Source organism: Streptomyces sp. NBC_00631 (genome assembly GCF_045206895.1).
Taxonomy (GTDB): domain Bacteria; phylum Actinomycetota; class Actinomycetes; order Streptomycetales; family Streptomycetaceae; genus Streptomyces.
This window is the reverse complement of sequence record NZ_CP107734.1, coordinates 4811398-4835434: the sequence shown is the minus strand read 5'-3', so window position 1 is coordinate 4835434 and position 24037 is coordinate 4811398. Positions and strand designations below refer to the sequence as shown.

Here is a 24037-nt window from a genome sequence, read left to right as displayed (position 1 = left end):
GAAACGGTTTCGTTTCTGTAGATTGCAGGGTATCTTCGAGGTGTACACACGAAGATGCCGGCGGAGCAGTGAAGGGTGAGCGGAATGACTGAGATCGCAACGGCGCGTCGCAGTCGCATCACGCCCGAGCGCGAGGCCGAGCTGTACGAGGCCGTGCTCGACCTGCTCCGTGAGGTCGGCTACGACGCCCTCACCATGGACGCCGTCGCCGCCCGCACCAAGTCCAGCAAGGCCACCCTCTACCGCCAGTGGGGCGGCAAGGCCGAGCTGGTGGCCAGGGCGGTGCGGTACCAGAAGCCGGGGGGTGTACCCGGCGAGATCGACACCGGGTCGCTCCGGGGCGATCTGCACGCTCTCACGCTGCGCTCGGACGACTGCGAGATGGAGCAGAACTCCGCGCTGATGCGGGGCCTGGCCATGGCGATCCACGGCAACCCGGATCTCCTGCAGGCGTTCAAGGAGCATCTGATCGAGCCCGAGATGGCCGGGTTCCGCCAGGTGCTGCAACGGGCGATCGACCGGGGCGAGGTCCGTGCGGACAACCCGGCGATCGAGTTCGTGATGCACATGATGATCGGTGGATTCGCCGCTCGCTCGCTGATCGACGAGCAGCCGCCCACCCAGGCCTTCCTGCTGTCGTACATCGACGCCGTGGTGCTCCCCGCCCTCGGCGCACCCACCTGCTGACCCTTCCCCGCAGCCAGCCCACCTGACGCCTCCGCTCACGTCGTCGGGCCGATCACGCCTGCCACCCACCAGGCCGATCACCCCTGCCCTGAAAACCCCACGACCTGACCGGGAGTACGCCCTCGTGGCCACGTTCCTCTACAAACTGGGCCGGCTCGCCTTCAGGCGACGGCACTTCGTCGCCCTCCTGTGGGTGGCGCTGCTGACCCTCGCCGGTGTCGCCGCCGCCTCCGCCCCCGCCGCCGGCTCCAGCTCCTTCTCGATCCCCGGCACCGAGGCCCAGAAGGCCTTCGACCTGCTGGACCAGCGCTTCCCCGGCTCCAGCTCCGACGGCGCCACCGCGCGCGTGGTCTTCAAGGCGCCGGCCGGCGAGAAGATGACGGACAAGCTCAACAAGGCGACCGTCAGGAAGACCCTGAAGGAACTGGCCGACGGCTCGGAGGTCACCTCCGTCACCGACCCCTACAAGCAGCACGCCGTCAGCAAGAACGGCACGGTCGCGTACGCCTCGGTGCGCTACGACGTCTCCGGCACGGAGCTCAAGGACTCCTCCCGCGACGCGCTGGAGGCGGCCGGCCACGACGCCCAGAAGGCCGGACTGACCGTCGAGGTCGGCGGTGACGCGCTCCAGTCCGGGGCCGAGGCCGGCGGCGCCGGTGAGGCCATCGGTCTGGCCATCGCCGCCGTCGTCCTCGTCATCACCCTGGGCTCGCTGGTCGCGGCCGGACTGCCGCTGCTGACGGCGATCATCGGCGTCGGCATCGGCGTCTCCACCATCACCGCCCTCGCCAAGACGCTCGACCTCGGTGACACCACCTCCACACTGGCGCTGATGATCGGTCTCGCGGTCGGCATCGACTACGCGCTGTTCATCGTCTCCCGTTACCGCGGCGAGCTGGCCGAGGGCCGCGACCGCGAGGAGGCCGTCGGCCGCGCCGCCGGTACGGCCGGCTCGGCGGTGGTCTTCGCGGGCCTCACGGTCGTGATCGCGCTCGCGGGTCTCTCGGTCGTCGGCGTGCCGATGCTGACCAAGATGGGCCTCGCGGCGGCGGGCACGGTCGTGGTCTCCGTCCTCATCGCGCTGACCATGATCCCGGCGATGCTCGGCTACGCCGGCCGGCGGGTCAGGCCCGCGGGCGAGAAGCGCCGGACTCGCTCGCGTGCCGCCCGGCAGGACAGGCCCGGCCTGGGCGCCCGCTGGGCGAGCTTCGTGGTCCGCCGCCCGGCAGCCGTGCTGCTGCTCGGCGTGGTCGGCCTTGGCACGATCGCCCTCCCGGCCACCCAGCTCGAACTGGGCCTGCCCGACGACGGCTCGCAGCCCACGTCCACGACCCAGCGCCGGGCGTACGACCTGCTGTCGGAGGGCTTCGGCCCCGGCTTCAACGGGCCCCTGATGATCGTGGTCGACGCCAAGGACAGTGACACCCCCAAAGCCGCGGCCACCAGGGTGGCCGACGACATCAAGGGCCTCAAGGACGTCGTGACGGTGACCCCGGCGGCCTTCAACAAGGCCGGCGACACCGCGACGATCACGGTGATCCCGGACTCCAAGCCGTCCTCCGTGCAGACCGAGGACCTGGTGCACGCCATCCGCGACCAGGGCGCCGACGTCAAGGCCGACACCGGCGCGCGGGTCCTGGTCACCGGCACCACCGCGATGAACATCGACTTCTCGCAGAAGCTCAACGACGCGCTGATCCCGTACCTGGCGCTGGTGGTCGGACTCGCCTTCCTCCTCCTGATCGCGGTCTTCCGCTCCATCCTGGTCCCGCTGAAGGCGGCCCTCGGCTTCCTGCTCAGCGTGCTCGCCGCGCTCGGCGCCGTCGTCGCGGTCTTCCAGTGGGGCTGGCTCGGCGGCCTGCTCGGCGTCGAGCAGACCGGCCCGATCATGTCGATGATGCCGATCTTCATGGTGGGCGTGGTCTTCGGTCTCGCCATGGACTACGAGGTGTTCCTCGTGACCCGGATGCGGGAGGCGTACGTCCACGGCGAGACGCCCGGCCAGGCCGTGGTGACCGGCTTCCGGCACAGCGCGCGGGTCGTGGGCGCCGCCGCGATCATCATGATCGCCGTCTTCAGCGGCTTCATCAGCGCCGGCGAGTCCATGATCAAGATGATCGGCTTCGGCCTCGCCATCGCCGTCTTCTTCGACGCGTTCGTCGTCCGCATGGCGATCGTCCCGGCGGTGCTCGCCCTGCTCGGCAAGCGCGCCTGGTGGCTGCCGAAGTGGCTGGACCGGGCGCTGCCCAACGTCGACGTCGAGGGCGAGGGCCTGCGCACCCTCGCCGTCGAGAAGGACGAGGACGACGAGGACCGGGAGCTGGTACGCGCCTGACGTACGGCTCGTGACAGACCGCCGGTGAGGGTCCGTGGGGACGGGGCGCCCTCACCGGCTTCGTCGTGCCCGCAGCCCCTTGACCACTCTTAACCACTCGCCGTCACTTCCCCGCTTGGCTAGCGTGCCCCCATGACGACGACAGCCGCCACTGACGCCGACACCGGGGGCACCGGTGCCCATCCTCGATTCGCCGCCGCTCTGCAGGAGCTCGGCCTCGCGGAGCTGACCACCCGGATCCGGCGGTTCCCGGACGCCACCAGTACCGCGGCCGAGGCCGCCGCCGCGGTCGGGTGCGAGCTGAGCGAGATCTGCAAGTCGCTGATCTTCGCGGCCGACGGGGTGCCGGTGCTGGTGCTGATGGACGGCGCCTCCCGGGTCGACGTGGAGCTGGTCCGCGCGGAACTCGGCGCCGGGAAGGTGACGAGGGCCAAGGCGGACGTCGTACGCGAGACGACCGGGTACGCCATCGGCGGCGTGCCGCCCTTCGGGCACCGCACCCGTACCCGCGTCCTCGCCGACCGGGCGCTGCTGCGGCACGACGTGGTCTGGGCCGCCGCCGGCACCCCCCACGCCGTCTTCCCGATCGCGCCCGCCGCCCTGGTGGCACACGCCGGCGCCACCGTCGTGGACGTACGCGAGCCCACCGCGTGACCCCTGCCGTCACCGCGGCCGTCCTGCTCGCCGCGGTCACGCACGCCAGCTGGAACGCCATCGCCCACCGGATCACCGACAAACTCGTCGGCTCCTCGCTGATCGCCGGCGGAGGCGTGCTGATCGGGCTGCTGCTGATGCCGTTCTCCGCCGTGCCGGCGGCCGGCGCATGGCCGTACCTGACGGCCTCGGCGGTGGTCCATGTCGCCTACTTCGCGCTGCTGATGCTCTCCTTCCGGCTCGGGGACTTCGGGCAGGCGTACCCCATCGCGCGCGGCACCGCGCCGCTCCTGGTCACGCTGTTCGCCGCCGTGTTCGCGCACGAGGTGCCCTACGCCCCGGCGGCCGCGGGCATCGCCGTGTCCTGCGCCGGACTCACCGGGGTCGCCCTGTGGGGGCTGCGCGGCCGCCGCCCCGACTGGACGGCGATCGGCGCCGCCCTCGCCACCGGCCTGACGATCGCCACGTACACCGTCCTGGACGGCCTCGGAGTCCGGGCCTCGGGATCCTCCGTGGGCTACATCGCCTGGCTGGTGGCCCTGCAGGGCCTCGCGATCCCGGCGTACGCCCTGTACCGCAGACGCGGCGAACTGCTCACCGCGGCGCGCCCCTTCGCGGCCCTGGGGCTCTTCGGCGCCCTGCTGTCCGTCTTCGCCTACGGACTGGTCCTGTGGGCCCAGACCCGCGCCGAACTCGCGCCGGTCGCCGCGCTGCGCGAGTCGTCGATCATCGTCGGCGCGGCCATCGGAGCGGTCTTCTTCAAGGAGCGGTTCGGGGCACCCAGGATCGCGGCGGCCGGCCTCGTGGTCGTCGGGATCGGGCTGATGCTGCACGCCGGATAGCCGGATAGCCGGATAGGCGACCTAGCCGTACGGCCCAAGGGCGTCCATGAGTTGTCCGGATTTGGCCGGAAGTCGTCTCCTCCTGTCCGGACTTGCCGTTGCCTTGACGAACCGTTCGACCGGCGTTCAGGCAATTGTCTGTGGCTGGGTTGTGTGTCGTCCATAAGGTCCCTGCGGATTGCGGAAGAAGGGACGCATGGGACTCATGGACACACTCCGCGCAGTCCGGGCCCGCGGCATCACCAAGTGCTTCGGCGACGTCGTCGCGCTGGACGCCGTGGACCTGGACGTGACGCAAGGTCAGATCCACGGCCTGGTCGGGCCGAACGGCGCCGGCAAGACGACGCTGCTCGGCCTGCTGCTGGGGCTGGCCGTCGCCGACGCCGGCCGGCTGGAGATCCTGGGCACGCCGGTCGAGCGGGCGCTCACCGCGCCCGACGGCGTCGCCGGTTTCGTGGACGCGCCCGGTCTCTACCCCTCGCTCACCGCACGGCAGAACCTGGCCGCGCTGGCCGCGCTGCGCGGTCTCGGCACCGGGACCGCGGGGATCGACGACGTGCTCGCCGAGGTCGGGCTCACCGACGTCGCCGACGACAAGGCCCGCGGCTTCTCCCTCGGCATGCGCCAGCGGCTCGGCCTCGCCGCCGCCCTGCTCACCCGGCCCCGGCTGCTCGTGCTCGACGAGCCCGCCAACGGCCTCGACCCGGCCGGCAAGAGACAGGTGCACCGCGTCCTCACCCGGCTCGCCGCCGACGGCACCGCCGTGGTGCTCTCCAGCCACCGGATGGACGACCTGGAGGCGCTGTGCTCCGAGGTCACCATCCTCGCCACCGGACGGGTGGTGTTCTCCGGCCCGCTGGGCAAGCTGGCCGCCGAGAACCGCGAACTCGACTACCGGCTGCGCACCTCCGACCCCGCGACCGCGCGCCGGCTCGCCGCCGGCACGGCCGGCCTCCGTATCGCCGGCGACACCGGCCCCGGCCTGCGGCAGGACCCCGACGTGCTGGTCGTACGCGGCCTGGTGCCCGCCCTCGACGAACTCGTCGCCCAGGTCGTGCGCGCGGGCGTCGCGGTGCGCGAACTCGCCCCCGTCGTGTCCCCGTTGGAAGCCGCGTTCCTCGCCCTCACCGAGCACCAGGAGACCGGCCGATGACCACGACCACCGCCCCCGCCGTCGCCGAACCCGCCGTCGCCCGCCGGGTCCCGGTGTCGCGCGGCTACCGCTTCGAGCTGGTGAAGCTGGTCTCGCAGTGGCGGATCCGGCTGCTGGTGCTCGCCTGCTGGATCGCGCCGGGGCTCTTCGTCGCCGGGGTCAGCCGGCAGAGCACGCTCCCCGCCGACACGCTCTTCGGGCGCTGGATGCACGCCACCGGCTGGGCCGGGCCGCTGGTGATCCTCGGTTTCGCGGGCACCTGGGCGCTGCCGCTGCTGACGTCGGTGGTCGCCGGTGACGTGTTCGCCGCCGAGGACCGGCTCGGCACCTGGCGCCACCTGCTGGTGGCGGTCCGCTCGCCCGCACGGATCTTCGTGGCGAAGTCACTGGCCAGCCTCACCGTCATCCTGCTGCTGGTGGCCGGACTGGTCGCCTCCAGCACGCTCGGCGGGCTGGCGTCGGTCGGCAACCAGCCGCTGGCCGGCCTCGACGGCCACCTGCTGTCCCCCGGTGACGCGGCCGGCCGGGTCCTCCTCGCCTGGCTCGCGGCCCTCGCCCCGACCCTCTCCCTCGCCGCGATCGGACTGCTCGGCTCCATCGCCCTCGGCCGCTCCCCGATGGGCCTGCTGCTGCCCCCGATCGTCGCCCTCGCGATGTCGGTCGCCCAGATGCTGCCGCTGCCCGTCGTCGTCCGCCTCGCCCTGCCCGGCTACGCCTTCATCTCCTGGAACGGCCTGTTCATCAGCCCCGCTCAGCTCGCCCCGCTCCTCATCGGCGTCGCGGTGAGCCTGGCATGGGCGGTGCTCGCCACCGCCCTGGCGTATGTGCTGTTCGTACGGCGGGACTTCACCAACCCGGCCTACGACGGCTCCGGGCGCCGCGCGCTCACCCTCGGCGTGCTGCCGCTGGCCGCGCTGACCGCCGTCACCGTCGGCGCGGTCGCCGTGGCCACCCCGTCGACGGGCTCCGGGATCGAACAGGCGAAGGTGCAGAAGTCCCTCGCCACGGTCTTCGCCCACCTCTACCGGCTGCAGACCGAACAGCTGCACCGGCCCGCCGTCACCGAGGCGCAGCTGAAGGCCACGGCCGCCTGCACCAAGAGCGACGGCCAGGCCGCCCAGGAGGGCGCGGGCAACGACTGGCGGTGCGTCGTGAGCTGGCACCTGCCCGGCGTCCCGGTCACCGGGACCGCGATCTATCAGCTCGACATCACCTCGGACGGGCGGTTCGTGGCCGACGGCGACGGTCCCAAGGAAGTCAATGGCTACTTCCTCGTACGGACCTCGACCGGCGACGCCCCGAATCCGCTGTGGCAGTTCGACGGCAACGTCGACCTGCTCGACACCCAGTGAAGGGAAACAGTTCCGTGCAGGTAACACGCCAGCGCCGGATCAACGAGAAGAAGCAGTTCCGCCTCTTCGGCAGACACGTCGGCCGCCGCACGCTGCTGGTGACGTCGGGTATCGCCGTCGCCCTCGGTGTCACGGGCACCGCGGTCGCCTCGACCTACCAGTTCGGCACCCAGCAGGTCGGCCAGACCACCGCCAACGGTCAGGTCGTCTCCGCCGACCAGTACATCAACCCCTACGGCACCCGCAGCGTCATCAACGACGGCAAGATCATGTCGTCGACGGTCAGCCCGGACGGCACCCACCTCGCCGCCTCGATCGCCGACGGCGACGCCTCCCTGGTCGTCGTCGACCTGGCATCCGGCCAGGTCAAGCAGAAGATCGGCACCTCCGCCGCCGACGACCTGCGCATCAGCAGCGGGGCGGTCGGCCAGGAAGGCCCGACCTACTCGCCCGACGGCAAGCAGCTGTGGCTGGGCCAGGCGAACGGCTACACCAGGTTCACCGTCAACGCCGACGGTACCCTCGCCAACCCGACGGCCGTCAGCATCCCGGCCGACGGCTCCAAGCAGGCCCTGGTGGGCGCGGCCGTGTTCTCCGCCGACGGCTCCACCGTGTACTCCGCCGTCAACGGCCAGAACAAGGTGGTCGCCATAGACGCGGCGACCGGAACGATCGAGCAGACCTGGGCGGTCGGCAACGCCCCGCGCGGTCTCGCCCTGGTAGACGGCAAGCTCTACGTCAGCAACGAGGGCGGGCGCCCGGCCAAGGCCGGCGACACCACCATCAACTCCTACGGCACCGACGTCGTGGCGAACCCGAAGACCGGCGCCAGCACCACCGGCACCGTCAGCGTCATCGACACCGCGGACCCGTCCGCCGCCGTCTCCACCGTCGACGTCGGCCTGCACCCGACCGCCGTGTACGCGAGCAAGGGCGCGGTGTTCGTCACCAACACCGCCGACAACAGCGTGTCGGTCATCGACAGCCGCAAGGACAAGGTCGTCCAGACCATCGCCACCCAGCCGTGGCCCGAGGCGTCCGTCGGCTACGAGCCGAACGCGGTCACCCTCACCGACGACGGCCGGCTCCTGGTGACCCTCGGCCGCGCCAACGCCGTCGCCGTCTACCGCTACAGCTCCCCGCAGCAGCCCGCCCGCTACGTCGGCCTGCTCCCCACCGACTACTACCCGTCGGGGATCACCGCCATCGGCAAGAAGATCGTCGTCGCCAACACCCGTGGCATCGACGCCCTGCGCCCCGACGCCGCCGGCCACAACACGCACGACACCACGTCGAGCCTCACCCAGTTCACGATGGCGAGCGACCAGGTCGTCAGGTCCGAGACGGCCAAGGTGTTCAAGCAGAACGGCTGGACGTCCAACTCGGTCAGGACCGCCAAGAGCAACAGCCACAAGAAGGCCGTCCCGGTCCCGAAGCGGATCGGCGACCCGTCGACGATCAAGCACGTCTTCCTGCTCGTCAAGGAGAACCGCACCTACGACCAGGTCTTCGGCGACCTCCCACAGGGCAACGGAAACTCCTCGCTCACCCAGTTCGGCGAGAACGTCACGCCGAACCAGCACGCGCTGGCCCAGCAGTTCGGCCTGTACGACAACTTCTACGACATCGGCACCAACTCCGCCGAGGGCCACAACTGGCTGATGCAGTCGGACAACCCGGAGTACACCGAGTCGTCGGCCGGCGAGTACACGCGCAGCTACGACACCGAGGACGACGTCCTCGGCCACCAGAAGACCGGGTTCCTGTGGACCGGCGCGCAGGCGGCCGGCCAGACCGTCAAGGACTTCGGCGAGTTCCAGTCGTACGAGAGCAAGCCGGCTGGCGCGACCTGGCAGAACCTGTACTGCGACAGCAAGAACATGGCCGCCACCGGCGCGCAGACCGCCTACCCCATCAAGACGGGCTCGGCGATCCCCTCGCTCAACGACGTGTCGGTGCAGGGCTTCCCGCTGTTCGACCTCAACGTCCCGGACATCTACAAAGAGCAGATCTGGAAGCAGGACTTCGAGAAGAACGGCCCGGCGAACCTGAACATGTTCTGGTTCTCCAACGACCACACCGGTGGCCCCGCGAACGCGGCCGCCGAGGTCGCCGACAACGACCTCGCGGTCGGCCGGATGGTCGACGAGATCACCCACAGCAAGTACTGGAAGGACTCGGCGATCTTCGTCGTCGAGGACGACTCCCAGGCCGGCCTCGACCACGTCGACGGCCACCGCGCCCCGGTCCAGGTGATCAGCCCGTACGCCCAGCACGGCACGGTCGACGACCGCTACTACTCGCAGATCACCATGGTCCGCACCATCGAGCAGATCCTCGGGGTGCACCCGATGAACCAGCTCGACAGCGCGGCCACCCCGATGTTCGGGGCGTTCACGAACAAGGCGGACGACACGCCGTTCACGGCGGTCCCGAACCGGACCTCGCTGACCCTGGGCGTGAGCCCGCAGCCGGCCTGCGGCTCGGACACCCCGGCGGCCCAGGACGCCCACGCGGCGGCCGCGCCGACCTCGGTCTCCGTCCCGGCGGCCGAGGCCAAGGTCGCGGCGCAATGGAAGACGTGGGCCTCGCACCAGCGGCTGACCGGCAAGAACGCGGTGCCGGACTACGCGAACCCCACCCAGATGAACCGTTACACCTGGTACCAGACCCACAACTGGACCAAGCCCTACCCCGGCGACAAGAAGATCTACACGCCGGACGACGTGCCGGGCGCCTACCTCCCGTCCGCGGAGAACGACGGCTGACCCAGCCCGGCCCGCCCGTCTCAGGGGACCCCGGTCGGCGGACCGGGGTCCCCTGCGTTTTCCGGCGCGCAGCGGGGATACCTGGGTGCCGCGCGCCCGGCCGGCCCGCGGTACGCCAAGCTGGCTGCGGAACGTACGAGGACAGGGAGACGTCATGACCGACAAGCCGACCGTCGGCGTGCTGGGCACCGGCATCATGGGTGCCGCGATGGCCCGCAACCTGCTGAAGGCCGGGCACACCGTCCGCGCCTGGAACCGCACCCGCGCCAAGGCCGAACCCCTCGCGGCCGACGGCGCCCAGGTCACCGGGACCCCGGCCGAGGCCGTCGAGGGCGCCGACGTCGTCCTGACGATGCTGTACGACGGTGCCACCGCCCTGGAGACCCTGCGCGAGGCGGCCGGATCGTTGCGTCCCGGGGCCGTCTGGGTCCAGTCGACCACCGCGGGCCTCGACCAGATCCCCGAACTGGCCGCGTTCGCCCGCGAGCACGGCCTGGTCTTCTACGACGCCCCGGTCCTCGGCACCCGCCAGCCCGCCGAGGCGGGACAGCTCACCGTCCTGGCCGCGGGGCCCGAGGAGGGCCGGGAGAAGGTCACGCCCGTCTTCGACGCCGTCGGCGCCCGCACGGTGTGGACCGGCGACGACGGGTCCTCGGCCGCCGCGACCCGGCTCAAGCTGGTCGCCAACAGCTGGGTCCTCGCGGCCACCGCGGCGACCGGCGAGGTGGTCGCGCTGGCGCAGGGCCTCGGCGTGGACCCGCAGCGCTTCTTCGACCTGATCGCGGGCGGCCCCCTCGACATGGGCTACCTGCGGGCCAAGGCCGGGCTGATCCTCGACGGCGGGCTGACTCCGCCGTCGTTCGCGGTGGACACCGCGGGGAAGGACGCCCGGCTGATCGTCGCCGCCGGCACCAGCCACGGCGTGCGCCTGGACGTCGCCGAGGCGGCCGCCGAACGCTTCGCCCGCGCCGCCGCCCAGGGGCACGCCGACGAGGACATGGCCGCCGCGTACTTCGCCAGCTTCGAGGACAGGTAGCGGACGGCCGGCAGCGGGCCGAAGCGCCTGGGCCGACGTGACGGTCCGGGCCTTCGAGGAGCACCCTGGAAGCAGCGATTCCGGAGGTGGTCCCGTGATGAACATGATGAATACCGCTGTGGGATGGCATGTCGAGCTGGAGTTCCTGGAGGACGACACGCACACGCGCGCGGTGGCCCTGGTCCGCCTGCCCGACGGCACCGAGGTACGGGCGCACGGCCACGCGAGCCGGCACGAATCCGACAGCAACCAGCCCAGAGTCGGCGAGGAGATCGCCGGCGCCCGCGCCCTGAACGAACTGGCCATGCAGTTGCTGTCCAAGGCGCACGGCGAGATCGACGCGTTGTCGGGGCGGCACTCGCACCCGATCAACGTGTGAGCGGCAAGCGGGCAAGCGCGGGTGCGTGCGGCGGTTACGACAGCGCCGTGCGCACCGCGCGCACCAGCGCCTGCGCCCGCGGGTCCGCCGTCACGCTCTTGCGGAACCCGTTGGTGACATAGCCGAAGGCGATGCCCGACTCGGGGTCCGCGAAGCCGAGCGCGCCGCCGCGGCCGGGGTGGCCGAAGGACGCGGGGGAGAGCAGCGGGGACGCGCTGCCGTGCAGCATGTAGCCGAGCCCGAAGCGGGTGGCGACGACCAGCACCCGGTCGGGACCGGCGGACTGCTCGGCGCGGGCCAGCTCCACGGTCTCGGGCGTGAACAGCCGCCTGCCGCCGTCGGTCTCGCCGATCAGGCAGGCGTAGAAGCGGGCCAGGCCGTCGGCGGTGGCGATGCCGTTGGAGGCGGGCAGGGCGGCCGCGCGGTAGGCGGGGTCGTTCTCGTCCGGGAGCGGGCTGATCGCGCCGAACGCCCGGCGGGTCAGCGATCCGGGGTCGGCGTACGCCTCGGAGACGGCGCGCTTGGGCCGGGTGCGCAGCGCGCCGGCGGTCTCGGGCGCCGCCACGGGCCCCACGCGCCCCACGCGCGCCCGCTCCGCCGCCGGCAGCCCGAGCCACAGCCCGGCGCCGGCCGGCCCGGCGATCTCGTCCGCGATCCACTCGCCGACAGCCCGCCCGGTCACCCGCCGCACCAGCTCACCGGTCAGCCAGCTGTAGGTCTGCGCGTGGTAGCCGTGGTCGGTGCCCGGCTCCCACACCGGCGCCTGCGCCGCCACGGTGGCCGCGCCGAGATCGGGGTCGGCGGCCTCCGCGGGTGTGAGCGGCCGGTCCAGCACCGGCACGCCCGCCCGGTGCGCGAGCAGCTGCCGCACCAGCGTCCGCTCCTTGCCCGCGGCCTTGTACTCCGGCCAGTACTCACCCACCGGCGCGTCCAGGTCCAGCTCCCCGCGCTGGTGCAGGAGCAGCAGGACGGCGGCGGCGACGCCCTTGGTCGCCGAGCGCACGATCTGGGCGGTGCCGTGCTCCCACGGCGCGTCGCCGGCGTCGCCGTCGAAGTCCCGGGCGCCACCCCACAGGTCGACGACCCGGTGCCCGTCCCGGTACACGGCGACGGCCGCGCCCCGGTCCCCGAGCAGCTCGAAGTTGCTCGCGAACGCGTCCCTGACCGGCTCGAAGCCCTCGGCCACAGTGCCGTGCACGTCCACGTCCGGATCCCTCCACCCACTCGTCTGGCGACGGTGAGTGAAACATGGCCGTGCGGCCTCGGATTCCGCGGCAGGACGTGGTCTGCGGCACGTCCCCGGGGGTCAGCCGAGCACGATCGTCACCTCGATGTTCCCGCGCGTCGCGTTCGAGTACGGGCACACCTCGTGGGCGGCGTCCACCAGCTTCGCCGCGATGTCCGCGTCCAGCACCGGGAGCGAGACGCTGAGGGCGACCGCGAGGCCGTAGCCGCGCTGCTTGTTGGGGCCGATGCCGACCTTCGCGGCGACCGTGGAGCCGGTCAGGTCGTAGCCCGCGCGGTTGCCGACGAGGATCAGCGCGTTGTGGAAGCACGCGCTGTAGCCGGCCGCGAACAGCTGCTCCGGGTTGGTGCCGTTGCCGTCCCCGCCCAGCGCCGGCGGCATCGCGACCTTGAGGTCGATCTGGCCGTCCTGACTGCTGACATACCCGTTCCGGCCGCCGTGCGCGGTCGCCTCGGCGACATACATGATCTTCGTCGGACGAGAGTCGACGGTGGCGCCTTCGATCACGGCGGACCTCCCCCAGGGCGGAAACGGTGGTGGGCAACACGGCAGTGTGCAAGCACATCGTGCACAAGGTACCGACCGGTAGGAAGCCTGGGGAGGGGCAGGGGGGTGGAAACCGTGGGTAACAGGTGTCGGCTAGGACGGCCGGGAGGCCGCCCGGCCCGCCCGCTCCGCGAGCTCCCGCAACTCCTCGCGCAGCCGCGCCACGCCGGCCCCGTCGAGCCCGGTCGCGGTGAGCAGGGCGCCGGGGACGCGCGCCGCGCGCTCCCTCAGTTCCTCCGCGCGCCCGGTGCAGGCGACGAGCACCGAGCGCTCGTCCCGCTCCGAGCGCTCCCGGCGCACCAGACCCGCCCCCTCCAGCCGCTTCAGCAGCGGCGACATCGTGCCGTAGTCGAGCCGGAGCGCCGCCGCCAGCTCCTTCACCGTGGTCTCGCCCCGCTCCCACAGGACGAGCAGCACGAGGTACTGCGGGTAGGTGAGCCCGAGTTCGTCGAGGAGCGGGCGGTAGGCGGCGGTCACGGCGCGCTGCGCCGCGTACAGCGCGAAGCACAGCTGGTCGTCCAGCCGTGGCGGCTCGGCGAGCGGCTCTGCGGCCCGGCCGTCGGCCGGGCCGGCGTCCTCTTGATGCGTCACGCGCCCATTGTCCCGGACCCGCGGACGCGCGGGACGGCCGTCACGCAATCGCGTCACACGCTTCCGGGCCGGGTGCCCCCGCGCCCCCCGTCGCCGCGCGCGGGTCGAAACCGAAGGGCAGTTCCAGCCGGTGCGCGCGCATCAGGGCGTCGTCGGCGAGCAGTTCGGCGGTGGGCCCGTCGGCGGCGATCGTGCCGTCGCTGAGGACCAGGGAGCGCGGGCACAGCTCCAGGGCGTACGGCAGGTCGTGGGTGATCATCAGGACCGTCACGTCCAGGGAGCGCAGGATGTCGGCGAGTTCGCGGCGGGAGGCCGGGTCGAGGTTGGAGGAGGGCTCGTCCAGGACCAGGATCTCCGGCTCCATGGCGAGGACCGTGGCCACCGCCACCCGGCGGCGCTGCCCGAACGACAGGTGGTGGGGCGGACGTTCGGCGAAGTCGCCCATGCCGACGCGCTCCAGGGCGGCACGCACGCGTGCGTCCAGTTCCGCCCCCTTGAGGCCGGCCGCCGCCGGTCCGAACGCCACGTCCTCGCGGACCGTCGGCATGAACAGCTGGTCGTCCGGGTCCTGGAAGACGATGCCGACCCGGCGCCGGATCTCGGCCAGGTGCCGCTTGCCGACGGGCAGCCCGGCCACCGTGACGGTGCCCGGACCGCCGCTCAGGATGCCGTTGAGGTGCAGCACGAGGGTGGTCTTCCCGGCGCCGTTCGGCCCGAGCAGCGCCACCCGTTCGCCGCGCGCGACGGTGAAGTCGACGCCGAACAGGGCCTGGTGCCCGTCGGGATAGGCGAACGCGAGGCCGGAGACCTCCAGGGAAGCGGGAACAGTGGTCACAAGATCCATCCCAACAGGCAGACGACAAGGGCGGACGACGGCAGCGCGAGGGCGTACGACCATTCGGCCCGGGACGCGGTCACCTCGTCGATGACCGGCATCGAACCGGAGTAGCCGCGGCTCACCATGGCCAGGTGGACGCGCTCGCCGCGTTCGTAGGAGCGGATGAACAGCGCGCCCGCGGACTTCGCGAGCACACCCCAGTGCCGCACGCCCCGCGCCTCGAAGCCGCGCGACTGACGGGCGATCCGCATCCGGCGCATCTCGTCGGTGATGACGTCGCCGTAGCGGATCATGAAGGACGCGATCTGGACGAGCGGCGGCGGCAGCTTCAGCCGCTCCAGGCCGAGCAGCAGTTCGCGCAGTTCCGTGGTGGCCGCCAGGAGGACGGAGGCGGCGACGCCCAGCGTCCCCTTGGCCAGCACGTTCCAGGCGCCCCACAGACCGTTCACGCTGAGCGAGAGGCCCAGTACCTCGACGCGCTCGCCCTCCGCGACGAACGGCATCAGCACCGCGAAGGCCACGAACGGCACCTCGATCAGCAGCCGCCTCAGCAGGAGACCGGCGGGCACGCGCGCGTGGTGCGCGACGACCGCGAGCAGCACGGCGTACAGCGCGAACGCCCACATCGCCGTGCGCGGGGTCGAGACGACCACGACCACGAAGGCGAAGGCGGCGGCGAGCTTGGTGTGCGGCGGCAGCGCGTGCACGGGGGAGTGCGCGTGGCGGTAGAGCCGGTGAACTCCCCCACGCTCGAATTCGCTCGCGCGGGAGGTACCCCCGTCCGCGCCCACGTCAGCGCGCCCCGGCCGGGGCGCCGGCACGGCGCCTGCGCACCGCCCAGAACACCGCGGTGCCCGCGACGACGGTCGTACCGACCCCGATGACGCCCGCGAGGCCACCGGAGAGCCGGGGGTCGGAGACGTCCTCGACGCCGTAGTCGGCGAGCGGGGAGCCGGCCGCGGCGTGCTCCTCCGTCTTCGTGTCGATGCCCTGGTCGCGGGCGACCTTCTCCAGGCCGTCGGGGCTGGCGGAGGCGTAGAAGCTGACGAACCCGGCGAGCACCAGGGAGGTCACCAGACCGCTGATCCACAGCGCACGGCGGGAGGTGCGCGCCGCCACGGGCGCGGTCGGCTCCGGCGCGTCCACCAGTTCGCCGTGCACGCGCAACTTCAGCCGCTGCCGCAACCCGCGCGCCCCGTACACCAGATCGGGGCGTACGGCGATGACCGCGCCGACCGTGAGCGCGGTGATCGCGGCCTCGCCGACGCCGATGAGGACGTGCACCCCGATCATCGCGCCGGCCACCCTGCCGATGGCGACGTCGGTGGTGCCGCCGACGGCGTAGAGGAGCGTGAAGGCGACGGCGGCGGCGGGCACCGAGAGCAGGGCGGCGACGAAGGCGGCGCCGGTCACCGAGCGCCGGGAGCGGGGCAGGATCTTCAGCAGGCCGCGGAAGACGGCGTACGCGACCACCGTCGTCACGAACGCCATGTCGGTGATGTTGACGCCGAGCGCGGTCAGCCCGCCGTCCGCGAACAGGACGCCCTGCATGAGGAGGACCACGGACACGCACAGGACGCCCGTGCAGGGGCCGACGAGTATCGCGGCGAGCGCGCCGCCCAGCAGATGGCCGCTTGTTCCGGCCGCTACGGGGAAGTTGAGCATCTGGACGGCGAAGATGAAAGCCGCCACCAGGCCGGCCAGCGGTGCCGTGCGCTCTCCCCCGTGCTCGGCTTCGCTCGCGCGGGAGGTGCCCCCCTGTTCGCGGCGTGCGCCGCGCAGGCCGACCGCCAGGGCGCCGGCCGCGACGGCCGCGGTGACCGCGGAGGTGGGCGCGTCGATGAATCCGTCAGGTACATGCACGGTTCGATTTTAGAGGTCTATTGCGAAGCTTTTGCAAGAGCGAGAAGGTCGCCGCATCGGGGTCGGGTGCGGGGCGAGGCGGCCCCGCAAGCGCATTCCGGAAAATGTGCGACATTGGAGGGGAAGCGGATGCACAGCTTTCGCACAGATCACGGAGCGTAAAGGGCAGTCCGATGTCTGTAGTCGAGCAGTATGCGCGAGCCCACATCGTCACGGACGAGGACGCGCGGGACGAGCCGCCCGCGGTGCCCGTCGTCCTGCGCTACGACCCCGACGCCGACCCGCGATTGGTGCAGGTCGGCCTGCCCGGCACGGACGAGTGGACGTTCTCGCGCTCGCTGCTGGAAGAAGGCCTCAGGGCGCCCGCGGAGAGCGGTGACGTCCGGGTGTGGCCGCTGGGCCGGGTCCAGGCCGTGGTGGAGTTCCACTCCGACCACGGCACATCGGTGGTGCAGTTCGAGTCGAAGGCGCTGCTGCGCTTCCTCAGGCGCACCTACATGGCCACTCCCGTGGCCGGCTGACGCGCCCGGGCCGACACGCCCCGTCGAACCTAGAGGGACGAGCCGAGCTTCAGCAGCGCCGCCACGATCGGCCCGGCCGTGTCGCCGCCGTGGCCGCCCGCCTGGACCACGCCCGCGGCGGCGAAGTCACCGCAGTACGCGGTGAACCAGCCGTTGGGCTTCTTCTGACCGTCGACCTCGGCCGACCCCGTCTTGGCGCCGCAGCTCGAACTCAGGCCGGACATCGCCTTGGCCGCCGTGCCGTACCCCGCGGTGTACTGCATGACCTCCTTCAGCTGCGACTGCGTCTTCGACGACATCGTCCGCGAGGCCTTCGCGATCGTCCGGTTGTCGACGCTCGGGGCGACCAGGTACGGCTGGTGGAAGGTGCCGGTGTCCACCGTGGCCGACACCGACGCCATGTTCAGCGGGTTCATGCGCACCCCGCCCTGCCCGATCAGCGAGGCGCCCATCTGCGCGCCGCTCTGCACCGGGACGGAGCCGTCGAAGGTCGGGACGCCGATGGCCCAGTTGTTCATGCCGAGGCCGTAGACCTGCTGGGCCTCGGTGGTCAGGTCACTGTTGGAGAGCTTGGGCGCGAAGTCGATGAAGGCGTTGTTGCAGGAGGCGCCGAAACTCAGCTTGAACGAGCCCTGCTTGATCTCGGAGTCGTCGTCGTTGTGGAACGTCCAGCCGGCGAGCTTGTACGTCTTCGGGCAGGGGTGCGACGCGTCCGGGGTGATGAGCCCCTTCTCGAACAGCATCGTCGACGTGATGATCTTCATCGTGGAGCCGGGGGCGAGGGAGCCCTGGAAGGCCACGTTGAAGCCGTGGCTGGAGTTGGCGACGGCGAGGACCTCGCCGGTCGAGGGGCGCATCATCACGACCGAGGCGTTCTTCTGCGTGGTGACCTGCTTCTCGGCGGCCGCCTGCAGGGTCGGGCTGAGCGTGGTCTTCACGGTGCCCGGCGTGCCCTTGCTGAGCTCCAGGAGCGTCTTGTCGGAGAGCTTCGCCTTCTGGGACGCGGTGCCGCGCACCACGCGCAGTTCGACGCCCGCCTTGCCGCCGGCCTTCTTGCCGAACTTCTCCCGCAGCCCGTCCAGGACGGAGCCCAGCGACGGGTACTTGGCGGTGGTGATCTCCCCGCCGTCGCGGTCCAGGGCCTTGATCGGCGGGGTCCCGGACTCGCCGGTGACCAGGGTGTCGCCGTCCGAGAGGTCCGGGTGGACGACCGCGGCGTGCCAGTTCACCACCGGCTTGCCGTCGCTGGTCCGGCGGATCACGGTGAACGCGGAGTCGTACGACAGGGGCTTGCTGACGCCCTTGTACGACACGGTCGCCTTGACGGAGAACGGGACCTTGTCACCGGTGCGGGTGCCCTCGGTGAGGGTGACGCCCGTGACGTGGGCGTCCTTGGTGTAGCCAGTGAGGAGCTTGATGCAGGCCTTGCTGTCGTCCGTGACGGCGGCGGCCTGCGTGACCTTGCCCAGCTGCCAGGACGACAGGAAGGTGCGCGCCGTCGTCTGCACCTCGGTGGCGGACAGCGGGCCGGTCTTGACGGGCTTGTGGTCGGCCGTCCTCGTCGACGCCGCGTCGGCCGCCCCGCCGCCGTACAGGGCGTAGAGGCCGAAGCCCGCGCCGCCGACGACGACGGCGATCATCCCGCCGATGACGGCGGGTCTGTGCTTCCGTCGCTCATCGACGCGTCTTCTCTTGCCCACTGGTCCGTTCCTCCGCGCATTCCCCAGGGTCCCCGCCGCCCCGTAGCCCTCACGCTCCCCAACGACGGCACAAGCCTAGAGTCCCGGTCTGTGGGAGTGACGTCAGCCACCGATCCGTAGCACACTCGCGACAATCGGACCGGCCGCGTCGATGCCGTGGCCGCCGTCCTGGGTCATGGCGGCGGCCGCGACGTCGTTGCGGTAACCGGCGAACCAGCTGTTCGACTTGGACTGGCCGTCGACCTCCGCCGACCCCGTCTTGGCGCCGATGCTGCCGCTGAGCCCCCGCATCACACCGGCCGCGGTGCCGCTGGTCGCGGTGCGGTTCATCATGGCGCGCAACTGACCGACCGTGGTGGACGAGAGTCCCTTGGCGGTGGCCAGGTCACGGCCGTCCAGCTTCTGCGGGACGAGCACCGGCTGCCGGAAGGTTCCCGTCATCGCGGTCGCCGCCACGGAGGCCATGTTCAGCGGGGACATCTGCACCTGGCCCTGGCCGATCAGGTTGGCCGCCGTGTCCGGGCCGCCGGAGGCCGGCACGCGCCCGTCGAAGCTCGGGATGCCCACCTTCCAGTTGTTCTTCCCGAGCCCGAAGCCGTCCTCGGCCTCCTTGGTGAGCGAGTCGACCTGGACCGAGTCCGCGTACTTCACGAACGCCGTGTTGCAGGAGCGCGCGAAGCTGTCCGAGAGGGTGGCCTTCTCGTCGGGCTGAAGTCCCTTGAGGTTGCTGAAGGTCTGGCTCTGCCAGGTCGCGGTCGGCGGGCAGGGCGCCGGGCCGTTCGCCGTCGTCAGCCCTGTGTCGATGAGGGTGGCCGCGCTGATGATCTTCATGGTGGAGCCGGGCGCCAGCTCGCCGAGGAACGCCGCGTTGAACCCGTCCTCGCGGTGGTTGGCGACCGCCAGCACCTCGCCGGTGCTGGGCTTGACGGCCACCACCGACGACTCGGCGTACTTCGTCACCGCGGTCTCGGCGGCGGCCTGCACGCGCGCGTCGAGCGTCGTCCGCAGCTTGCCGGCCCTGCCCTCGGCGAGGGTCAGCAGAGTGGTGTCGGCGGACTCCGCGGACGCGTGCTGGACGACCAGTTCCACGCCGGGGGTGCCGCCCGCCTTGTCGCCGTACCGGCTGCGCAGTTCGTCCAGGATCGGGCCCAGGGACGGGTACTTGTCCTTGCTGAGGACCTGGCCGTTGCGGTCCACGGCCTCGATCGGCGGGCTCGCCGCCTCGCCGGTGGACAGGGTGTCGCCGCGCTTCAGCTGCGGGTGGATCACCGACGGATCCCAGTCGACGAGCGCGCGGTGCGTGGTCTCGCCGCGCACGACGGTCAGACGGCTCTTGTAGGCGAGCGGTTTCGACTTCCCGCCGTAGGACACGGTCGCCTTCACGCTGTACGGCACGGTGGCGCCGGTCGCCCTGCCGGGCGTGATGTGCACGTCCTTGATGTGCGCCACGTCGTTGAAGGACGTGAGCACGGGTTCGGCGTCGGCGGAGTCGTTGGTGTACGACGCCGCGGTCACCGACTGGCCCTTCTCCCACGCGGTGAAGAACTTCTGGCTGGTGTCCTTTATCTCGTCCTTCGTGGGCGGCCCCGTCCGTACGGTCGGTGTGCCGTCGCCGTGCAGCGCCGACAGGACGGTGTAGGCGCCGTACCCGCCCCCGCCCAGCACAGCGGCGCAGACGCCGCCGACCAGGGCACCCTTGACCCCCTTGCGCATGGTGCGAAAATCCCTCCCCGTGAGCTTTTGCCGCATTTTGTGAACGCGTTCAAAAGCTGGCTGTGACTCGCACTTTAGGTCGTTGTGGGGCCCCTGTGGCAGGGGTTGACCGATTGTTGGCCGAACTGTTGGCCGAACGGAGATCAGGGATCTGGCTCAGACCCAGGTGTCGAGCCACATACGTGAACGCCAGGAATCTATGGGGATCGCTGTGCCCGTGTACAGCGGCCAGAAGTAGATGAAGTTCCAGGCGATCAGCAGCACCAGGACACCCGCGCTCGACGCGCCGACCAGCCGGCGGGTGTCGCTGGAGCCCGGCGGGCCGATGATCGCGCCGATCATCATCGCCACCGCGAGACAGAGGAACGGCACGAAGACGACTGCGTAGAAGAGGAAGATCGTGCGCTCCTGGTACATGAACCAGGGCAGGTAGCCGGCCGCGATGCCACAGGCGATGGCGCCGGCCCGCCAGTCGCGGCGGAACGCCCACCGGTACAGGATGTAGACGATCGCGAAGCAGGCCGCCCACCACAGCAGCGGGGTGCCGATCGCGAGCACCTCACGGGCGCACTTCTCGCCGGCGTCGGACGGGCAGCCGTCCACACCCGGGGACGGCGACTCGTAGTAGTACGACACCGGGCGGCCCAGTACCAGCCAGGACCACGGGTTCGACATGTAGGTGTGCGGCGTCGACAGGCCGACGTGGAACAGGTACACCTCGTGCTCGTAGTGCCACAGGCTGCGCAGCCAGTCCGGCAGGAACGTCCAGTGACCGCCCTTGCCGGCGGTGGCCGCCCAGTTGCGGAAGTAGCCGCCGGTGCCGTCGGTGGGGGACAGGATCCAGCCGATCCAGGAGGTCAGGTAGACGGCGACCGCCACCGGGACCGTCGCCAGGAACGTGATCCCCGTGTCGTGGACCAGGGCCGCCCGGTACGGGTGCCGGGCACCGGCCACCTTGCGGGCACCGACGTCCCACAACACCGCCATCACGCAGAACGCGACCAGGATGTAGAGGCCGTTCCACTTGGTGCCGATCGCGAGGCCCAGCAGCACACCCGCGGCCCAGCGCCAGGGACGCCACCCGAAGCGGAGACCGTCGGCCACGCGCGCGTCCGGGCGGACCCGGCCGGACGCGTCCGGCGGCAGCGCGGCCGCGAGTTTCTCCCGCGCCTTGTCCCGGTCGATGACCAGGCAGCCGAACGCGGCCAGCACGAAGAACATCAGCACCCCGTCGAGCAGCGAGGTGCGGCTCATCACGAAGTGCAGACCGTCCACCGCCATCAGCCCGCCCGCCAGGCAGCCCAGGAAGGTGGACCGGAAGATGCGGCGCCCGATCCGGCACAGCAGCAGCACGCTCAGCGTGCCCAGCAGCGCCGTCATGAAGCGCCAGCCGAACGGGTCGAAGCCGAAGATCAGCTCCCCGAGCCCGATGACGTACTTGCCGACCGGCGGGTGCACGACGTACGCCGCGTCCACCGGGATGCCGACGTGGCCCGCCTTCTGCAGGATCAGGTCGTTGGCGTTCTTGTCCCAGTTGACCTCGAAACCGCGGTGGACGAGCGCCCACGCGTCCTTGGCGTAGTACGTCTCGTCGAATATCACCGCCTTGGGGCTGCCCAGGTTCCAGAACCGCAGCAGACCCGCCACCAGCGTCACCAGGAGCGGCCCGCCCCAGCCCGACCAGCGGGTGATCCGCTCGGCGAGCCCCGGGGGCACCCCCAGGGCGAGCCACAGCCGGGAGCTGGGCTCGGCGTACGGCGGCACCAGGCGGTCGACGACCTCGGCGGGCGTGCCGGAGCCCGCGGCGCCTCTGTCGCCGGGGGTGTGCGCCGGGCTGGCCGTGTAGCCGAACCGGCGCAGCCGCTGCTGCCACGCCGGCCGCTCGTCGAGCGCCGCCTGGCCCTGCCGGGTGTCCGTGGAGGACGCGGTACTGGTCACCGCGCCATCGTAGGGAACCGTTCTGTGTGAGTCCCGTGCAATGGGGCTTCACGGTCGGTTCCTTTGCGTTCGGCGCTGTCAGTGGCGGCTGCGAGGATGGAGCCGTGACTGGAACCCTTGTCCTCGCAGGCACCCCCATCGGCGACGTCGCGGACGCCCCGCCCCGGCTCGTCGCGGAGCTGACCGGCGCCGACGTGATCGCGGCCGAGGACACCCGGCGGCTGCGGTGGCTCACCCAGGCACTGGGCGTGACCCCCAAGGGGCGCGTGGTGTCGTACTTCGAGGGCAACGAGGCCGCCCGCACCCCGGAACTGGTCGAGGAACTCGTCGGCGGCGCGCGCGTGCTGCTCGTGACCGACGCCGGGATGCCGTCCGTCTCCGACCCCGGCTACCGGCTGGTGGCGGCCGCCGTGGAGAAGGAGATCCGGGTCACGGCCGTCCCCGGGCCGTCCGCCGTGCTCACCGCGCTCGCGCTGTCCGGGCTGCCCGTCGACCGGTTCTGCTTCGAGGGATTCCTGCCGCGCAAGGCGGGTGAACGGCGCTCCCGGCTCCAGGAGGTGGCCGAGGAGCGCCGCACCCTCGTCTACTTCGAGGCCCCGCACCGCCTCGACGACACCCTCGCCGCCATGGCCGAGGTCTTCGGCGCCGAGCGGCGGGCCGCCGTCTGCCGTGAGCTGACCAAGACGTACGAGGAGGTACGGCGCGGTCCGCTGGCCGAGCTGGCGGTGTGGGCCGCCGACGGGGTGCGCGGCGAGATCACCGTGGTCGTCGAGGGCGCCCCGGAGCGCGGCGCCGAGGAACTCGACGCGGCGGAGCTCGTGCGGCGGGTGCGGGTGCGGGAGGAGGCCGGAGAGCGGCGCAAGGAGGCGATCGCCGCGGTGGCGGTGGAGGCGGGGATTCCCAAGCGGGTGGTGTTCGACGCCGTGGTCGCCGCGAAGCGGGCGGAGGGGTAGCGTCGTCGAGCGCCGTCGTGGTTGCTCTTGTGTGGTCGTGTGCGGGGCGGTGGGGGCTGGCCGCGCCCACGCGGCGGAAGCCGCATATCGAATGCAGCCCCGCGCCCCTGACGGGGCGCCTCGGGACCGGCGTTGCGAGGGGGCGCTCCTTGATCTCTGAGCGGGTCGCTTCTCGACTGAGCGTGCGCCCCTGACCTGCGGTGATGTGTCCTCTGAGCGGGGTGCGACTCCTCTGAGCGCGCGCCCCACGGCACGGTAAAGCGAGGGCGGGAAAGGCAAAGCCAATCCCCCTGCCGAAAGGCCGATTCGGCAAGCGGAGTCCAAATCGCCTCCAACAGTCGGCAGGCCTGTCGCATTCGCGCCGGTGAAGGCGTCCACTGGTCAGCAGGGACGCACCCGTCCCTCACCCCCATGGGATTCCGGGGGGAATCCCCGCGCCGGGGGTGCGTGCTTGTCCGAGCGGACAAGAGGAGCTGGCATGAGTGAGATCGCAGGGCAGACCGGCCTCCGCGGTGCGGCCGCAGCAGTCGTCCACGAGTCGTATTCCTTCGCCTGCATGCGATGCGGGCACGGCTGGGAGCAGTCGTACGAGATAGAGCACCACACCGACGCCGACAACCACGAGTTCGTCAGGTACGTGGCGAACGGCCGGGTCGTTCCGTCGCCGCTGAGCCGGCCCTCGTGCCAGAACTGCGACGGCCAGGTCCTGCGGATCATGCGCGCGGGGCAGGTCTCGTCGGTGCGCGACGCGGCCCAGCGGTCGCACCAGCCGCCGGTGCGGGACCGTTCCGCCGGGCAGGCCGACGCGGGGACCGGGCCGGTCGCGGAGGCCCCCGCCGAGGTCGGTGAGCCACACCACTGGCACCTGTCGGATCTCCTGCACCCCTTCCAGCGCAAGGCGAGCTGACCCGGGCCCGGATCC

At 71.6% G+C, this 24037-nt stretch carries 21 protein-coding genes; 12 read left to right on the top strand and 9 right to left on the bottom strand.

The window, feature by feature from the left end:
* The first annotated feature begins 84 nt into the window (after positions 1 to 84).
* The 9 genes from OHB00_RS22080 (at position 85) to OHB00_RS22040 (ending at position 11206) form a co-directional block, all read left to right on the top strand.
* Complete coding sequence (locus tag OHB00_RS22080) at positions 85 to 687, top strand: TetR/AcrR family transcriptional regulator (RefSeq protein WP_406436778.1); 603 nt, start codon at positions 85 to 87, stop codon at positions 685 to 687.
* 124 nt (positions 688 to 811) lie between these two features.
* Positions 812 to 3022, top strand: coding sequence for an MMPL family transporter (locus OHB00_RS22075; protein ID WP_406436776.1), 2211 nt, complete (start codon positions 812 to 814; stop codon positions 3020 to 3022).
* A gap of 132 nt (positions 3023 to 3154) precedes the next feature.
* Complete coding sequence (locus OHB00_RS22070) at positions 3155 to 3676, top strand: YbaK/EbsC family protein (protein ID WP_406436774.1); 522 nt, start codon at positions 3155 to 3157, stop codon at positions 3674 to 3676.
* A complete protein-coding gene (locus OHB00_RS22065; RefSeq protein WP_406436773.1) occupies positions 3673 to 4518 on the top strand; it encodes an EamA family transporter in 846 nt (281 codons plus the stop codon). The genes OHB00_RS22070 and OHB00_RS22065 overlap by 4 nt, the downstream gene beginning before the upstream one ends.
* A 205-nt stretch (positions 4519 to 4723) precedes the next feature.
* On the top strand, positions 4724 to 5671 hold the full coding sequence (locus OHB00_RS22060) for an ABC transporter ATP-binding protein (protein ID WP_406445932.1): 948 nt from the start codon (positions 4724 to 4726) through the stop codon (positions 5669 to 5671).
* Positions 5668 to 7023, top strand: coding sequence for an ABC transporter permease (locus tag OHB00_RS22055; protein ID WP_406436771.1), 1356 nt, complete (start codon positions 5668 to 5670; stop codon positions 7021 to 7023). Before OHB00_RS22060 ends, OHB00_RS22055 begins: the two co-directional genes overlap by 4 nt.
* A 14-nt stretch (positions 7024 to 7037) precedes the next feature.
* On the top strand, positions 7038 to 9791 hold the full coding sequence (locus tag OHB00_RS22050; RefSeq protein ID WP_406436769.1) for an alkaline phosphatase family protein: 2754 nt from the start codon (positions 7038 to 7040) through the stop codon (positions 9789 to 9791).
* A 154-nt stretch (positions 9792 to 9945) separates the two neighbouring features.
* The gene (locus OHB00_RS22045) at positions 9946 to 10827 is read left to right on the top strand and encodes an NAD(P)-dependent oxidoreductase (protein ID WP_406436767.1); all 882 of its coding nucleotides are present in this window, start codon (positions 9946 to 9948) and stop codon (positions 10825 to 10827) included.
* 103 nt (positions 10828 to 10930) lie between these two features.
* Positions 10931 to 11206: a DUF1876 domain-containing protein gene (locus tag OHB00_RS22040; protein ID WP_406445931.1), complete on the top strand. Its 276-nt coding sequence runs from the start codon at positions 10931 to 10933 to the stop codon at positions 11204 to 11206.
* 34 nt (positions 11207 to 11240) lie between these two features.
* Here the strand turns inward: OHB00_RS22040 and OHB00_RS22035 are convergent, their stop codons facing one another.
* From OHB00_RS22035 to OHB00_RS22010, 6 genes are all read right to left on the bottom strand, one after another.
* On the bottom strand, positions 11241 to 12410 hold the full coding sequence (locus tag OHB00_RS22035) for a serine hydrolase domain-containing protein (protein WP_406436765.1): 1170 nt from the start codon (positions 12408 to 12410) through the stop codon (positions 11241 to 11243).
* Between the two features lie 102 nt (positions 12411 to 12512).
* Positions 12513 to 12917 carry an organic hydroperoxide resistance protein gene (locus OHB00_RS22030; RefSeq protein ID WP_406445929.1) on the bottom strand — a complete coding sequence of 135 codons (405 nt, stop codon included), beginning with the start codon at positions 12915 to 12917 and terminating at the stop codon, positions 12513 to 12515.
* A gap of 174 nt (positions 12918 to 13091) precedes the next feature.
* Positions 13092 to 13589, bottom strand: a complete 498-nt coding sequence (locus OHB00_RS22025) for a MarR family winged helix-turn-helix transcriptional regulator (RefSeq protein ID WP_406436763.1) — start codon at positions 13587 to 13589, stop codon at positions 13092 to 13094.
* A gap of 40 nt (positions 13590 to 13629) precedes the next feature.
* Positions 13630 to 14433, bottom strand: coding sequence for an energy-coupling factor ABC transporter ATP-binding protein (locus OHB00_RS22020; RefSeq protein WP_406436761.1), 804 nt, complete (start codon positions 14431 to 14433; stop codon positions 13630 to 13632).
* Positions 14421 to 15218 carry a cobalt ECF transporter T component CbiQ gene (gene cbiQ / locus OHB00_RS22015; protein WP_406436759.1) on the bottom strand — a complete coding sequence of 266 codons (798 nt, stop codon included), beginning with the start codon at positions 15216 to 15218 and terminating at the stop codon, positions 14421 to 14423. The genes OHB00_RS22020 and cbiQ overlap by 13 nt, the downstream gene beginning before the upstream one ends.
* A gap of 1 nt (position 15219) precedes the next feature.
* Positions 15220 to 16290: an energy-coupling factor ABC transporter permease gene (locus OHB00_RS22010; RefSeq protein ID WP_406436757.1), complete on the bottom strand. Its 1071-nt coding sequence runs from the start codon at positions 16288 to 16290 to the stop codon at positions 15220 to 15222.
* A 173-nt stretch (positions 16291 to 16463) separates the two neighbouring features.
* On the opposite strand from OHB00_RS22010, the gene OHB00_RS22005 reads away from it, so the two are divergent.
* On the top strand, positions 16464 to 16811 hold the full coding sequence (locus OHB00_RS22005; protein WP_406436756.1) for an SsgA family sporulation/cell division regulator: 348 nt from the start codon (positions 16464 to 16466) through the stop codon (positions 16809 to 16811).
* Positions 16812 to 16840: 29 nt separating this feature from the next.
* On the opposite strand, the gene OHB00_RS22000 is transcribed toward OHB00_RS22005, so the two are convergent.
* The 3 genes from OHB00_RS22000 to OHB00_RS21990 form a co-directional block, all read right to left on the bottom strand.
* Positions 16841 to 18511 (bottom strand): penicillin-binding transpeptidase domain-containing protein, encoded by a 1671-nt coding sequence (locus OHB00_RS22000; protein WP_406436754.1) that lies wholly within the window; start codon positions 18509 to 18511, stop codon positions 16841 to 16843.
* A gap of 102 nt (positions 18512 to 18613) precedes the next feature.
* Positions 18614 to 20224 carry a penicillin-binding transpeptidase domain-containing protein gene (locus OHB00_RS21995; RefSeq protein WP_406436752.1) on the bottom strand — a complete coding sequence of 537 codons (1611 nt, stop codon included), beginning with the start codon at positions 20222 to 20224 and terminating at the stop codon, positions 18614 to 18616.
* Positions 20225 to 20380: 156 nt separating this feature from the next.
* On the bottom strand, positions 20381 to 22162 hold the full coding sequence (locus tag OHB00_RS21990; RefSeq protein WP_406436750.1) for a dolichyl-phosphate-mannose--protein mannosyltransferase: 1782 nt from the start codon (positions 22160 to 22162) through the stop codon (positions 20381 to 20383).
* A gap of 104 nt (positions 22163 to 22266) precedes the next feature.
* On the opposite strand from OHB00_RS21990, the gene rsmI reads away from it, so the two are divergent.
* Together rsmI and OHB00_RS21980 are read left to right on the top strand one after the other, a co-directional pair.
* Entirely contained in the window at positions 22267 to 23115 is an 849-nt protein-coding gene (rsmI, locus tag OHB00_RS21985; protein WP_406436748.1) for a 16S rRNA (cytidine(1402)-2'-O)-methyltransferase, read from the top strand.
* Positions 23116 to 23593: 478 nt separating this feature from the next.
* Entirely contained in the window at positions 23594 to 24022 is a 429-nt protein-coding gene (locus OHB00_RS21980) for a hypothetical protein (protein ID WP_406436746.1), read from the top strand.
* The last annotated feature ends 15 nt before the right edge of the window (positions 24023 to 24037 follow it).